The sequence below is a fragment of the Streptosporangium roseum DSM 43021 genome (assembly GCF_000024865.1).
Taxonomy (GTDB): Bacteria; Actinomycetota; Actinomycetes; order Streptosporangiales; family Streptosporangiaceae; genus Streptosporangium; species Streptosporangium roseum.
This window is the reverse complement of record NC_013595.1, coordinates 5,240,052-5,254,360: the sequence shown is the minus strand read 5'-3', so window position 1 is coordinate 5,254,360 and position 14,309 is coordinate 5,240,052. Positions and strand designations below refer to the sequence as shown.

The 14,309-nt window shown below is 68.6% G+C and carries 13 protein-coding genes; 3 read left to right on the top strand and 10 right to left on the bottom strand.

Translation table 11 applies throughout. The features are described from left to right. Positions 1-297: 297 nt before the first annotated feature. Entirely contained in the window at positions 298-1,293 is a 996-nt protein-coding gene (locus SROS_RS22950; RefSeq protein WP_043652693.1) for a recombinase family protein, read from the bottom strand. A gap of 280 nt (positions 1,294-1,573) precedes the next feature. On the opposite strand from SROS_RS22950, the gene SROS_RS22945 reads away from it, so the two are divergent. Continuing rightward, on the top strand, positions 1,574-1,948 hold the full coding sequence (locus SROS_RS22945; protein WP_043652690.1) for a beta/alpha barrel domain-containing protein: 375 nt from the start codon (positions 1,574-1,576) through the stop codon (positions 1,946-1,948). A gap of 29 nt (positions 1,949-1,977) precedes the next feature. Here the strand turns inward: SROS_RS22945 and SROS_RS22940 are convergent, their stop codons facing one another. Then, positions 1,978-2,976: a GlxA family transcriptional regulator gene (locus SROS_RS22940; RefSeq protein WP_012891308.1), complete on the bottom strand. Its 999-nt coding sequence runs from the start codon at positions 2,974-2,976 to the stop codon at positions 1,978-1,980. A gap of 259 nt (positions 2,977-3,235) precedes the next feature. Here SROS_RS22940 and SROS_RS22935 point away from each other — a divergent pair, with 259 nt between their 5' ends. Then, positions 3,236-3,529 carry a DUF1330 domain-containing protein gene (locus SROS_RS22935; RefSeq protein ID WP_012891307.1) on the top strand — a complete coding sequence of 98 codons (294 nt, stop codon included), beginning with the start codon at positions 3,236-3,238 and terminating at the stop codon, positions 3,527-3,529. Between the two features lie 369 nt (positions 3,530-3,898). Here SROS_RS22935 and SROS_RS22930 read toward each other — a convergent pair whose 3' ends face one another. The 3 genes from SROS_RS22930 to SROS_RS22920 all read right to left on the bottom strand — a co-directional run bounded on the left by SROS_RS22930 (position 3,899) and on the right by SROS_RS22920 (position 9,765). Beyond that, positions 3,899-7,033 (bottom strand): Tn3 family transposase, encoded by a 3,135-nt coding sequence (locus SROS_RS22930; RefSeq protein WP_043652687.1) that lies wholly within the window; start codon positions 7,031-7,033, stop codon positions 3,899-3,901. A 125-nt stretch (positions 7,034-7,158) separates the two neighbouring features. After that, positions 7,159-7,899, bottom strand: coding sequence for a hypothetical protein (locus tag SROS_RS22925; protein ID WP_148269167.1), 741 nt, complete (start codon positions 7,897-7,899; stop codon positions 7,159-7,161). A gap of 108 nt (positions 7,900-8,007) precedes the next feature. Then, positions 8,008-9,765 (bottom strand): IS1182 family transposase, encoded by a 1,758-nt coding sequence (locus SROS_RS22920; protein ID WP_012890197.1) that lies wholly within the window; start codon positions 9,763-9,765, stop codon positions 8,008-8,010. Positions 9,766-9,988: 223 nt separating this feature from the next. Here SROS_RS22920 and SROS_RS49795 point away from each other — a divergent pair, with 223 nt between their 5' ends. Beyond that, a complete protein-coding gene (locus tag SROS_RS49795; protein ID WP_148269166.1) occupies positions 9,989-10,417 on the top strand; it encodes a helix-turn-helix domain-containing protein in 429 nt (142 codons plus the stop codon). Between the two features lie 132 nt (positions 10,418-10,549). Here the strand turns inward: SROS_RS49795 and SROS_RS22910 are convergent, their stop codons facing one another. Genes SROS_RS22910 through SROS_RS22890 form a run of 5 tightly spaced genes read right to left on the bottom strand, consistent with a single transcriptional unit; the run spans position 10,550 to position 14,300 of the window. Next, positions 10,550-11,398 (bottom strand): alpha/beta fold hydrolase, encoded by an 849-nt coding sequence (locus SROS_RS22910; protein ID WP_012891304.1) that lies wholly within the window; start codon positions 11,396-11,398, stop codon positions 10,550-10,552. Between the two features lie 17 nt (positions 11,399-11,415). After that, a complete protein-coding gene (locus SROS_RS22905; protein WP_012891303.1) occupies positions 11,416-12,027 on the bottom strand; it encodes a cysteine hydrolase family protein in 612 nt (203 codons plus the stop codon). Further along, entirely contained in the window at positions 12,024-13,100 is a 1,077-nt protein-coding gene (locus tag SROS_RS22900; protein WP_012891302.1) for an amidohydrolase family protein, read from the bottom strand. Before SROS_RS22900 ends, SROS_RS22905 begins: the two co-directional genes overlap by 4 nt. Then, positions 13,093-13,422, bottom strand: coding sequence for an extradiol ring-cleavage dioxygenase LigAB, LigA subunit (locus SROS_RS22895; protein WP_012891301.1), 330 nt, complete (start codon positions 13,420-13,422; stop codon positions 13,093-13,095). The genes SROS_RS22900 and SROS_RS22895 overlap by 8 nt, the downstream gene beginning before the upstream one ends. Beyond that, positions 13,422-14,300 carry a DODA-type extradiol aromatic ring-opening family dioxygenase gene (locus SROS_RS22890; protein WP_012891300.1) on the bottom strand — a complete coding sequence of 293 codons (879 nt, stop codon included), beginning with the start codon at positions 14,298-14,300 and terminating at the stop codon, positions 13,422-13,424. Before SROS_RS22890 ends, SROS_RS22895 begins: the two co-directional genes overlap by 1 nt. Positions 14,301-14,309 lie beyond the last annotated feature (9 nt).

Sequence of the window (14,309 nt, the reverse complement as noted above, 5' to 3'; positions counted from 1 at the left end):
CTGTCGGTATCAAACCTTGTGTAGCGCAGGGCGGCTTCGACGGTGAGGTCGAACAGGTCACAGATTCTGCGTACATCGCCTGTGACGATCGCCTCATCGAGGATGCGATCTTCTCGAATGGCTTGAGGGGATATCCCGATGATCTCGTTGATCCACGTATGGCTGACCGGGCCCGTGCGGATAGCGGTGTCGGTGGTGATGAACAGGTGGGGGTTGGCGGTACGTGGCCAGCGCTGGGTGCGGTACTCCGGGTGTGAGTAGTTGCGGTACAGGAAATCCCGGTGAGAACGATCATGGTCATGGCCTGAGCGCCGCGGCGTCCGGTCGGAGCCGGGGGACGTCTGCGTTGCGGAGGTCGGCGAAGTCGGCGTGGGCCTGCTCGACGGCTTCGGGGTATGCCTCGCGCTTGGCGTGCTCGGCGAGCGCCCGGTAGATGCTCGCCACTGAGGGGTTCTGCCCCTTGCGCTTGCCGGTAGGGATGATCAGGTCGGGCTGGATCTGCTCGACGGACTCGCCGCCCGCGCGGCGGCGCAGCACGGGGTGCAGCATGTCGTCGGTGATGACCGGGGGCCGGCCGCCGTGCTTGCCCTTGCGGGCCGCGGTGTCGAGTCCTTCGAGCGTGGACTCGCGGATGTTCTCCCGCTCGGTCTCGGCCATCGCGGCGAAGAACGCGAACAGCAGCTTGCCGGGCCCGGTGGGGTCGTAGATGCCAGGCAGGGGCCCGGCGAGCATCTCCAGGATGAGGCCGTGGGCGGTGAGGTGGTCGGCGAGCGCGGTGAGTTCGGCGGCGTCGCGGCCGAGCCGCTTCATCTCGTACACGGTGAAGATGACCCGGCAGTGTGGGGCGTGGGCCTTGACCTCCCGCGCGGTCCGCAGCGCTTCCTCGAACTTGGGGCGTACGCGGACGCGGGTGCTGATCTTCTCGCTGAAGATCTTGTCCCTCGGGATGCCGTGCTTGCTGAGTGCATCGAGCTGGGAGTCGAGTTCCTGCCCGAGGGTCGAGCAGCGGGCGTAGCCGATGCGGATGTCCGCGCTCGGCAGGTCCGAGTCGATCGGCGCAGGCGGTGGGGTGCCCGGCTGCCCTGGCCTGCGGTCGGCCGGGGTCGGTACCCTCAGCGCCTTCTTCAGGCGGGGCACCAGAGTGAAGCGGCGGGTGTGGTAGGCGGAGGTGACCGCTCCTGAGCGCGAGCGGCACGGCGATCCGGGCTGCGTGCCGCACTTCGGGCAGGCGTGCCGCTCGACATCGTCCGCGTCCGACTGCTCGGACGGGGAAGGGGTTTGAGGGTCCGTCACGGGCCCGGATTTTCGCACAATGCAAGTCTCAGAAGAGGGCCCATCCGCTTTTGAGTGAGAACGGGTTGTGAGAACCAATCGACGGTCGGGCGGGGGTCGGCGACCCGTTCTTGATCATGCTCGCGCAAATGACCGTTTGTGAGAGCCGGGGTGACCGCCACGGCGACGATGACGGATCAGCACCCCGACTGCCCCCACCAATGGAGGACTCTGTCGGGAATCCTTCTGTGGTTCGTTCCGGCATGGTCGAGGCAAGGCCGCGCATGCTGCCGGCCGAGTCGTGGCCCACCTGTTTCTCTTGTCTCAGCAGGCCATCGGCGCAGGCGATCTTCGATATGCCGCCCTGACGTCGTCCGCAATCGAGGCCCTGCACGCGGAAGTCGAGTGGATCATGCTGGACAACATGTCCAACGAAGAAATGCGGTACATCGTCGTACTGCGCGGGACGGAAGGGCCCCGACTCGAGGCATCCGGCAACGTCACGTTGTCCACGCTCAGGTCCGTCGCGCAGACGGGGGTCGACGCGATATCCGTCGGCGGCATCACGCACAGCGCGCCGGCCTTCGACCTCAGTCTGTTGTTGACACCGACGACGCTCGCGGGCGAATCGCCGCGCGCCGCAGCCGATCGACGCCCGGCGCAGAGGTTCGGATGAACCACCGGGAAGCGTACGGTGCGTCGTGGTTAGGCGGGAATGGAGCCCGCATCGCCGGCGGCCGGATCCGGGGCACGGAAGGTGCGACGGTACGCCGACGGGGCGACTCCGGCCTCCGCCGCGAGGTGCCGCCGCAGCGAGGTGGCGGTGGCGAATCCGACCTCGTGGGCGACGCGTTCCACCGGCAGATCACTGGACTCCAGCAGGTGCCGGGCCCGCCGCAGCCGCTGCGAGGTCAGCCAGCGGCCGGGGCTCAGACCGGTCTCCTCCTTGAAGCGCCGGGCGAAGGTACGGGTGCTCATCGCCGCATGCGCGGCCAACTCGTCCAGCGACAGCGGCAGTTCAAGCCGCTGCAATGCCCAGTCGCGGGTCGGCCCGGTGCCGGTTGCGCCCGTCGGCGGCAGTGGCCGCTCGATGTACTGCGCCTGCCCGCCGTCCCGGTACGGCGGCACGACGCAGAAGCGGGCGGCCTGGTTGGCGACCTCGGTGCCGTGGTCCTGGCGCAGCAAGTGCAGGCAGACGTCGAAGCCGCTGGCCGCCCCCGCTGAGGTCAACACGTCACCGTGGTCGACGAAAAGAACGCCGGCGTCGAGCTCGACCCGGGGGAACAGTTTCCGGAAATGGTCGCTGAGCGCCCAGTGGGTGGTGGCCCGACGCCCATCGAGGAGACCGGTGCCGGCCAGCAGGAAGGCACCGCTGCAGATCGACACCAGACGGGTGCCGGGCCGGACCCTGGAAAGTGCGTCCAGGGCCTTCGAGTCCGTGGCAGCGGCCGGGGCCTGGGGGATGGCGTACCCAGGGATGATCACGGTGTCCGCCTCGGCCAGCACCTCAGGGCCGTGCCCGGGGGTGACGGTCAGGTCCGAGACGGTGCGCACGGGCTTCCCGTCCACGCCCGCGGTCACCACCTCGTAGCGGCCACCGGCGGAGCCCAGGACGTGTTGAGGTATGCCGAGTTCGAAGGGGTAGATCCCGTCGACTACGAGGACGACCACCTTGTGGGCGGCGGGCCGAGGTTCTGGGCGCATCGCGCGATCCGGTTCGGCGGTGCGACCGGCTAGGTCGCGGGCGCCGGGAGTACCGGGGGCGGCATGGTGGACAGGCATGGCGAGAATGTATCGGAGGCTGACCTTTCTGCCATGGCCGAGGCCGGTTCGAACGGCAAGGATCGAGGCATGACCTCGACGGAGGCATTTGAGAACCTCGCCCCCCGGGCCGTCGTCGGGATCGAGCAATCTGAGTGTCAATTCGAAGTCGGACGTGTCCGGCCGAGCACAGGAGGTTTCCATGGCCAAGGGCTACTGGGTCAGTGTCTACCCCGCCATTTCCGACCCTGAGGGGCTGACTGACTACAACGAGCTGGCGGGTCTGGCTGTCCGGGCTGGGGGCGGGCGCGTCCTGTCCAATTTCGGTCGAGTCGTCGCCCACGAGGCCGGAATCACCGAACGCGTCGTTCTGATCGAGTTCGACGGCTTTGAACAGGCGGTCGCGGCATACGAGAGCGAGGCATACCAGAAGGCGCTGGTGGCCCTTCCCGACGGCTTCGAGCGCGACTTCCGCATCGTCGAAGGCATCGACTGACCGGCGGGCCCAGCCATCGCTGGGCATCCGTCACCTGATACGCCCACGGTGCTCAACGACGACTCACGGGACGAGGTCCGGGCCGGCTGGACTGTCTCGCTGACCTTGTCGACGAAACTCACGCTCGCCCGAAGCGAACCGGGAACCGCTTCTCACACGACAGATCGGTTCAGCGAACACACGGCTTCGATGACCAGGGGCGCATCCTGCATCCATCTGGGCTGTAACCGCCCGAAGGCGTCCGGGCCATCACCGCAGAGCGGACTGACCCGACCGGCTCGCGACCGTGTGGCACAGGTTGAAGATCAAGGCGAGGAGCAGCGGATCAGCGACCGCGGATGACACACGTGCAGCCTGGGAAAGCCCAGGTCAGTCCAGGGCCCCGTCGTCCTCGTCCAGCTCGGGCGCATCCGGGTCGCGCAGCGGGCGCAGTTCCCGGCCAAGGCTGCTGGCCTTGATGTTGAACAGGTAGCGGCCCAGGAAGTTGATGTGCCGGTCCTTGAGCGGGGAGAGGCGGGCGACGTCCTCGTCCTTGATGTCGTGGCCCTCGGCGCGGAGTTGGGCGACGGCGGCATCCAGGTAGCGGGTGTTCCACAGGACGACGGCGTTGAGGACCAGGCCGAGCGCGGCGAGCTGGTCCTCCTGGCCCTCGCGGTACGCCTGGCGGATCTGGCCCCGGCCGCCGTGGCAGATTGCACGGGCCAGGCGGTGGCGGGACTCCTGCACGGTGAGCTGCCGATTCATCAGCCGCCGGTAGGTGTCGTCGACCGGGTCGACCACGGCGAGCAGGTGCATGGTCTTGTCGATCCGGCCGTACTCGGCGAACGCGGCCCCCAGCGGGGTCGGGTGGCCCTCGCAGCCGAACATCCGCAGCAGGTCGTACGCGCGCACCTGGTTGGTGATCAGCGACCCGGCGACGCGGAGCATGTCCGGCCACTGCGTGACGATCCGCTTGAGGTTGACCTTGTTGCAGGCCACTTCGTCCAGCGGCCCGTATCCCGACGGTTCGTCGCCGTCGGGCAGGTCCGCGCGCCAGAACCGCTGGTCGTTCAGGTCACGGAAGCGCGGGGCGAAGCGGAAGCCGAGCATCTTGTAGAGGCCGAACGCCATGTCGGAGTAGGAGGCGTTGTCGGTGGCGACCATCTCCGGCTTCACCCCGCCGTCGAGGTTCAGCAGAGTGTCCAGGGTGTAGAGGCTGTCGCGCGGGGTGCCGCGTACGACCATCGCGCCGATCCCGGCGACCTGGTCGTTTACTGCGTTGAGCCAGGTCACGCCCCGTTTGTAGCCGTAATACTTGGGTGAGGGGCCAGTGTTGATGCTCTTGACGGGGACGACGAAGCGCAGGCCGTCGACGGAGGCGAGCAGCCCGCCGCCCCACATCTGGGCCAGCTCGATGGAGGACTGAGCGGTGATGAGCGCGGCGTTCGCCGCGGCGATGGTGTCGGCCCGTACGTAGTTCTGGTCGACGTGAGACAGGCGCGAGCGGGTCAGGGCCTTGTTGTTCGGGTCGATGACCGGGGTCAGGCCGATGTTGCAGCTCTGCGCCACCAGCAGCGCGACCAGGGAGACCAGCAGGCCCTCCATACGGGTGCGCCGGTCGGAGACGTGGCCGAAGGCGTCGAGGAACCCGGTCCAGGAGTGGACCTCGAAGAGCAGGTCGGGTAGGTCGATCCTGGGGAGCATCGCCTCCGTGGTGTTCTTCAGCCAGGTCAGCAACTCCGGCTCGCCCACCGCGCCGAGCTTGTCCACCGACAGCGTGGCGCGGCCCCCACCCTCGGGAACGACAATCTCCACCTTCGCGTCGTCGCCGGCCTCTTTCATGCGGTCGGCCATCTGCCGCCAGGCCGCATCCAACGCCCGTGTGAGCTGCGCCAGATGCTCGCCCGCGTCCTCGGTCAATGACAGGCCCGCGAGCACGTCCGGGCGCATCGCCTCCCAGCGGGCCCCGTCCAGCAGTCTCGCGCGCGGGTCGGCCCACCGGTTCGACGGCGAGGCGAACACGTCGCGCCGGTTCAGCGCACGGTGCAGCTGCTCCAGCACACACACCACGTACGCATCCCGGTCCACGGAGCCCTGGGGCAACTTGGCGTTGGAGAACACTGCCCGCTTCCACATCGCGGGCACCAGCTCGGCGTCGACCTCACGGGGCAGCAGCAGCCGGTCCTTGACCCTTCGGCGCGAGAGCGCGGGAAGCCGTCGCACCGCCTTGAGCAGGCGCCGCCCGGCAGGGGCCGCACCGAGCGCGTCCGACTCGCCCAGCAGGGACAGGAAGGGGCGCACGGTGTTGTAGCGCAGAGCCAGCTTCTCGCGCATCGCCGCCTCGGCCGACCCGTCGTCCTCCGGCACCAGGGCTTCCACGGTCGCGACCGCCGAGGAGACCGCCGTACGCGGCACCGCTTCCTCCACGGCCGCCCACAGCGCGGCCACGTCCAGGTCCGCGTCATGCTCGGCGACCAGGTCCAGCTCCTTGGTGAGGATCTTCGACGCCTTCGCCAGGATCCGTGCGGCCTTCTCCAACTGCGGTAGCATCGCCAGCCGGTCGCGGTCCGACGCCCTGCGGGCAGGGCTGATCAGCCGGTTTGCCATCAGCACCGTGAACAGGTCGAGCGCGTCGTCGACCGCCTGGGCCTCGAGCTGGCGCACCACCGCCGTCAGCAGCGCGGTGCGCCGCGGTTCCGGCGCCCGCTCGATCGTCTGGGCCTTGCTCAACTGCCCGTAGCGGGCCAGCGCCGAGAGCCGGTTCACCGGCACCCTGGAGAGGTTCACCCGGCCCAGCGCGAACGCGGAGATCTCCTCCACTCGCTCCATGGCCCGCACCATCGCGGTCCCCGTCGTCTTCGTCGGTGGCGTACGCAGCCGCTCCAGCTCCGAGACCCGCTTGCCCTCCGGCACGTCGAGCAGCCCGGCCAGCGCTGGCGCGAGCGCGGGATCGGCCCGGTGCGCGGCACGGGTCACCGCGTCGTACAGGCGCCGCTCGGCCGCCGTACGGGCCTCCGACACCTGCCGGGCCAGCACCGAGACCCCGGGCAGCAGCACCCTGTTCTTGCGCAGCCACGTCACCGCGTGGTTGAACAGCGCCACCGGCCCCTCGGCGTGCGTCCACGCCCGCCCGTACAGGAAGCTCCGGAACTCCCGGCCCCACTTCCGGTCGGTAAAGTCCCGGTACTTGAACCGCTCCTGGATCTCATCCGCGTGCTCGTACACCGTCGACCTGCGCTCGGGGTACCGCTTCACGCACGAGGAGTCCTCGATGCCGAGCTGCCCGGCGAGGTACTCCACGACCTCCCACGGCACCGCGAGCGGATCCTCGCCCAGGAACCGGCCGATGTATCGAACCGTGCAGATCTGCACCGCCATACCCAGACGGTGCGCATCCGTACGACGCCGCGCGATCAGATCGCAGTCGTCATCGTCGAGGAAGAAGAACCGCTCCAGCTCCGGACGCGTGGGCACCGCGGTGAACGTCCCGTACGCCTCGGCCTGCTCATCAGTCAGAAACTCCACCGGTACGAGCCGGACCGTAGCAAGCGGCGACGAGCAACCGGCGGCTTTCCGTGAACCCCAGCAGCAGCCGCATCCGGTGTGCCAGCCGACCATGATCGTTCTCGCCGGGATTTCCTGTACTGCAACTACTCACACCCGTACTCCAGCCAGGCTGCCAGACGCGTTCGCACCTCGGGTGCCAAGGGGATCACCCGGCCGTCGAGGTGCAACCGGCCATTGAGGAGATCGGTCAGCTGGAGCTGACGCAGCTGACGTGGTCGCAGGGCGTGGAAGGCCTGCAGCGACGCGAGTGCGGCGCGGGCGGGGTTGCTGGAGTGGATCGCATTCCGCAGCACGTCGAGGTCGAGTGGCAGGGGGATGGTGGGCGTGGGGGAGCCGACGGATATCCGCGCGGTGGGGTTGGTGAAGACGAGCTTGTGTTCCTTGAGCACCGTGAAGATCGAGCGGAGGCCCTGCACGGCACCGACCCGGGGCGTTCGGCTGGCGGGTAGCACCGCCAAGACGTCGTCTTTGCTGATCTCCCGGAGCGGGGTGTGCTGGCCGGCCCACCGGTGCAGGGCGGGCAGCGCCCTGGAGAGTTTCATCCTGATGGTGCCTTCATTGCGAGGCCGTCGCCGTGTTGGTGTCGTGCTGCCATGGCGCATCACCCCGAACCAGAGGCGCAGTTCTTCCTGCATCGGGCCGGGCAGGTCAGTGATCTTCGTGTCGAACCAGTTGACGGTCGCCGGGATCCGATCGTCGTCGAGCATGCCCGAAAGCTCGACGATCTCGATCGTGCGGGCGACCTGGAACGCGCCAGGGACCTGGCCCAGGAGCAAGATGTCGCTGGCCTTGATCCGTGCGCCAGGTGTTTCCTGAAGGGCCAAGACGATGCGCAGGCCGTGGCGGACATTGCGGCAAATGGCAGGGGTCTGGCTATGCAGATGGAACCGGGTTCTGGTTCACTTTCCGGATGCTGTTGGTGATCTTCGATGTCATTCTGGGGTCTGGGCGGCCAGCCGTCGGCAGAGTTGTTGGAACGGGCTGATCGGACGTGGCGGTCGGTCGGGGATGATGCCGGGGGTGTAGCAGTCGGCGAGGCGGATGACGTTGGTGCCGGCCGCGGTCAGGACGTGCTGGACGTGGGTTTTGGCGAGGCCTTTGTAGCGGCAATTGCGTAGGCCGTGGGCGCGGGTGGTTTCGGAGACGGTGGCCTCGCAGCCGGCGCGCAGGGCGTAGCGGGCCTTCCAAGGTTCGGTGTGCTGGTCGGCGCGATTGCGGGTCTGGATCTGCTGCAGCGGCTCGGGCAGCAGGGTGAGGTGGCGACCCTTGCCGTTGGCGTCACCGGTGCAGGCCTGGCGGTCTGGGCAGGCCCGGCAGGCCGCGCGGGGGAACAGCACCGACAGGCGAGGCTTGCCATCGCCGAGGGTGGGTTTGAAGGGCGGGCTGGTCACCCCGCGCGGGCAGGTGACGGTGTGATCGTCCCAGTTGACGTGGAAGTCTTCCTTGGTGAACCCGTGGCGGCCTCGCGGGTCGGCTCGAACTGGCCCGATCAGAGCGACGCCCCACTGCTGGGCGGTGTGGTGGATGACGTCCGGGGTGACGTATCCGCTGTCGAGGAGATGCTCGGCCGGGGTCAAGCCGCTGGCGGCCAGGCCCGCGTGGATGTCGTCCACGGCATCGATGTCCTGGACCGGCGCCGGGCGGGTGAGGACGTGAACGATCACGTTGGGAACATTGTCGTCGCAGGTCTCGCTCTGATGATCCCGGTAGCCGACCCACTCAGCTTTCGTGGTCGTTTTTCCTTCCTTGCGGCAGTACCGGGCTTCGGGATCGTGCGGACTGACGATCTCGATCCCGGACCATGGCACCCGTGCCGGGTCCGGCTGTTGGCCGCTTTCCTCGCCGGATGACCGACGCGGCCGGCCGTGGCGGCTCTGCCGGTCCCGGCTGGACTTGGCGGCTCGCCAGGCCAGATCACCGTAGGAGTCTGTCCAGTACTGCTGCACCCATACCTGACGCAGTACCTGCACCCCCGGCAGATCCCGCAGCCGACGCGACGCCCCGGCCGCATGCACCGCCTCCAGGACCGTCATCCCGTCCTGGCCGATCTGCAGCACGTGCGCGGCCAGATCATCCTTGCCGCGCGGCAGCCGGTCATAGCGGACCGGCCGGCCATAGCGGCTGGCCCACTCCGGGGTGATCAGGGCGGCCAGCCAGGGTTCATCGGCGGCGGCGAGTTCCTCCAGCGCGACCCGCAGCGTCTCCCCGACCAACTCGACGCGGTTGAGCTTGCGGACCGCGGCCAGCACATGCGTGGAATCGGTCCGGACCCGGCCCCGCTGCTTGACCAGCCCCGCCTCGACCAGCCGTTGCACCATCACCGCCAGCAGTCGGTCCGCCCGATCGTCTTGGGCCATCCGATCTCGGAACTCCGAGAGCACAGAGTGGTCGAACCCCGGATCCGTCAGCTCCAGCCCGAGGCAGTACTTCCAGTCGATCCGGCATCGCACCGCCAGCGCCGCCTGCCGATCGGTCAGGTTCTCCGCGAACTGCAACACGCTGACCAGCGCCAACACCACCGGCGACAATCCACGCCGCCCATCAGCGGGAAACCAGCCGACGAAGTCCTTCTCGCCGAACACTCCCGCGAGCCGGTCCCGGATCCACATCGCCGGAGTTCCAGAAGGATTGGCCGCCCAGGCCGCACGGACCGTCTCCGCCGGGATCACCCGGCCGGTATCCCCGCCCATCGACACCCGTCCACCTCCATACAGTGACTACAGAGCGGTGCGGAGAGGTCACCTTTAGAGAACCACGAAGCCAACGGGAACACCAGACACAAGGAAGATCACCAACAGCATCCTTTCCGTGATCCGGTGACGGCTGGTGATCGATCCTGCAAGTCCATCCCCAGCCCTTGGCCGGAGGCCCTGACAGGCCCGATTCCAATGGCATGATCTCGTGGAGAGCCCGTTGCTCAGTAATGGGCACGGCGGGTTCGGTGGGCGGGTCGGGGAAACCCGCCGGAAGCAATCCCGGCAGGGCGCCCCGGCCCGGCCCAACAACCTCATCAAAGCCGTCGAGAAGTGCGTCATCCACCATCGCGCCTGCCTGCGCGAGCCCGCCCCACCAACTGGGCAGGCCGAAGACGCCGAGCACGAGCAAGCACCGCACCCCGTCACGGCTGGAATCGAGATGGAGACCCGGCTGAACGCGCGGATCCGCGAGCGCTATGCCCTGGTCCAGGAGCTTCTCGCGCAGGGCTACGGCATCAAGCCGATCGCACGCCAACTCGGGCTGGCACGTGGCACCGTCCAACGCTACGCCCGGATCAACCCCGCCTGCGCCATCACCCTGCTGCGCGCCCTGCTCGTCCTGACGAAACTCGAGTCCAGCCGATGACAAACGATCTCCGAGCATGACCACCGCCACCGAGCAGGGCGAGCACCCCCTCACCCGATCGCACCAGACCCCCGACCTGCGGATTCAGGATGGAACGATCCCAGCGGGCCGCCCGCTGTCCGCGAGACCTGATCAGGCGGCGAGGAAGGGCTCGACGACGGCGAGGAAATCCGTCGTGCGCTCGATCATCGTCCAGTGTCCACAGCCGCCCAGGACGTGCAGCCGCGAATCGGGCAGGAGGTCCAGCAGGGCGGCGGACGAACTCCACGGGACGACCTTGTCGTCGCGACCGTGAACCAGCAGCACCGGCTGGTTGATCGCGTTGAGCTCCGCCCCGGTCAAAGCGAGGTCGTCGACCCAGCGCTGGCGCGGCGGCGGGAACATGGCCTGCCACGAGTCGCGGACGGCCGGCCGGATGCTCGCCTCGTACCGCATCTGGACCAGGTCGTCAGTGATGAGGTCGCGGTTATGGGCGAACAGCCCGATGACGCGGCGCGACTCCTCGATGCTGGGCTCGTAGCGCCAGACTCCGTCGAGGCCGTCGGGCAGCGGCATCGCGATCCCCATGGAGCCCATGAGGACGATGCGGCGGGACAGGTAGGGGCGCGCAGCCGCGAGCGAGAGCGCGATCGCACCGCCCATCGAGTTGCCGATGATGTCGATCCGGTCGATGCCGAGCTCGTCGAGCAGCGCCAGCGCGTGCCGGGTCCAGGACGCGCGGCCGTACGTGCGGGCCTCGCCGGTGGCCGTGCCGCCGAATCCGAGCTGGTCCGGTGCGATGACCCGCCGCGATGCCGCGAAGGCGGGGATGATCGGCCGCCAGTTCGCCAGCGCGGTCACCCCCGGGCCGGACCCGTGCAGCAACAGCAGCGGCGGCGCCGAGCTGCCGGACGCAGGTTCGCCGGTGTCGATGACCGTTGTCGCGATCCCGCCGACCTCGACGGTCCGCGTGACCGATGCCAGGTTTGTAGTCACACTCATGTGTTCACTCCTTTGTACTAAATGGTCAGACTGGCGTCGCGGAGGAGGGCCGTGCCCGCGTCGAGATCCACCACGTCGGCGAAGACGGTGCCCATCACCCGCAGGCTCCCGCGATGCAACTCCTCGAAGTAGCCGGCGACGGCATCGGCCACGACGACGACCTCCAGGTCGCGGAAAAAGGCGTCGCGTACGGTCGACTCGACGCAGAAATCGGTCCGTACGCCCACGACGACGATTCGCCCGACTCCCCGCTCCCGGAGCAGGTCCTCCAGAGGCGTCTCGAAGAACGCGCTGAAGCGCGGCTTGGTGGTCGCGATGTCATCGCCGCGCGCATCGAGGCTGGACAGCAGCTCGCTGCCCCAGGTGCCGGCACGCAGACCGGCACGTCGCAGGAACGGGCTTCGCTCGCCCAGAAGCCCCACTTGGTCGTCGTCGGACCACTCCATGCGCACCCAGACAATCGGGCGCCCACCGGCGCGCGCCGCCGCCACCAGGGTGTTGACGCCGTCGACCAGCTCGGGCAGACGGTCGACCGTGAGGCCCGCGCGCGCGAAGACACCGTCGGGGTGACAGTAGTCGTTCTGCATGTCGATGACGATCAACGCCACCCCGGTCGCTGGATCGGTCATCCGACGAGCCTCCTTGCCGCCGGTTGGATATCGATCGGCAGCAGCTTCAGCACGTTGCCACCCAGGATCGCCTCCGCGTCGCCCGGCGGCATGCCCAGCTCCGAGATCGTCTCAAGCGGCACCTCATCGGCGAGGTCGAACGGCATGTCGGTGCCGAGAAGCACGTGACCGGCGGTGACATCCTCGATCAGCCGGGACAGCGCCCTGTTGTCGAAGACGGCCGTGTCGTAGTACAGGCCGGCGAGGTAGGCCGCCGGGAGCTCGGGCGTGGTACGCGCCGCCGGCTTGCGCCGCCACCCCAGGTTCAGCCGGCCGCCCACGCCGTGGACACAACCACCGCCGTGCGCCAGGCACAGGACCAGATCATGCCGGTCCAGGACACCGCCCAGGATCAGTCGTGCGGTGGCCAGCGCGGTCTCCACCGGGTACCCGAGCAACTGCACCAGGTAGTACGACGCGAGCCGCTCGGCCGCCGAAGCCCGGCTGGGGTGCAGCAGCGTGAAGCACCGGCGTGCCGACAGCTCCCCCCAGAGCTCCTCGTTCACCGGGTCGTCGAGCTCGGCCCCGCCGCCGAATGAGCCGACGGACGCCCCGGCGAAGCCGAGCTGATCCAGGCAGCGCGCCAGCTCCCGTGCGGCGTCCGGGTGCCCGACCGGCACCGTGGCCAGGCCGAACAGGCGGTCGGGCGCGCCTGCCACGAACTGGGCGAGCGTGTCGTTCACCCGGCGTGTCACGTCGATGACCAGGTCGGGGTCCTCGCACATCGACCCGACCACGAACGGGGGTGCCGAGACGAGCTGCGCGTCGACCCCCGTCGCGTCCATGGCGGCCAGCCGGGATGCCACGTCGTACTGCTCTCGGGGCACGGGGATGCGGGACCACCCGGCCAGGCCGCTGATCTGGGGGTCGAGGGCGATGGCGTGCTCGGCCAGCGACGACAGGTCGGCGCGGCCCTCCCGCGCCAGGTGCCGCAGCAGCGGCATGGGCATGGCATGCGCATGGACGTCGATCACCGGGGTGCGCGCTCGCGTCTCCCCGTCCTCGACGTCGACGCGCAGGGACGGCTCAACCACTCCGGTTCCCCATGTACTGCTCGTACTCGTCTCCGAGTAGTGATCGGATGAGCGCCATCGCCGGCGCGGACGTGCCGGCCTTCTCACCGGTGCCGAACAGCAGACGGGCGAGCTGGCTGAGCAGGTACGGGTGCAGCCCCAACTCGTACAGCCGGCGGAAGTCACGGGTGCGGATCGCCTCCCGCTCCTCCTCGGTGAGCGGGTACTCGGCCAGCACCGTCGCCTCGGATTCCTCGAAGCGGGTTCGCAGCTCGTCATTCCACTTCAGGTCTTGCACGAGATCGTTGGTCCGCAGTTGCGGCCGGAAGTGCTCCAGCGCCATCACTTCACCTCTGTCTTGTCGCTGGGCCGGGTCATGTCCCAGCGCACCGCGCCGACGCCGCAGCGCCACTCGTCGAAGGCGACGTAGCCCAGCGACGTGCACGGCCGCTCGCCGATGGCCCCCATGACCACGATCCAGGACAGCAGCTCGGAGGTTCCGCCGGAACCTGCCTGCTCCATCCGGTCGAAGGTCGCCTCGGCCAGGACCTTCTCATGGTCGCCGGCCTCCAGCATGTTCATCCACCAGTGATCGAACTTCTCGTCGATCTCCAGATAGCGGGGGCCGCCCGGCTCGTGGCTGAGTCCGCCCGACCCGAACAGACCGACCCGTAGATCACCCGGCAATCCCGTGCGGATCGCCTCACCGAGCGCCACGCCGAAGGCATAACACGCTCGCTCATCTGGTACGGGCGGAATAGTGCAGTTCTGCAGGATGGGAACGAGTCGTACTCCCGTCTCCGCCAGCCCCGTCTTGGTGACCGGCACGGAGATGTTGTCGTCGAAGCGCAGGTTCTCCCGCGCGCCGGCGACGTTCACGCTCGTCGCGCCGCGCAGCCGGTCGAAGAGTGCGGAGGCGACATCGGGGGCACCGGGGATGTCGTAGTCGGGGACCCGCAACCACGGCTTGAACCACTCGTCCGGCCCGCGGTGGCGATCAGCGAGGCCGAAGGTAAAGTCGACGCCGGCACCGACCCGGTGGTTCGCGACGTGGTCGTTCCCGACGATCACGAGCACGTCGATCGCGGACGCCACGATGGCCTCCCGGATCGCGGTGTACGCCTGGTTCACGACACGCCGGTCGTCCTCCGGCGCCATGTCGAACCATCCGGTCAGCCCCGGCGCGTGGCTGGCGGCGACGGCGAGAGATATCTCGGCCATGTTCCTCTC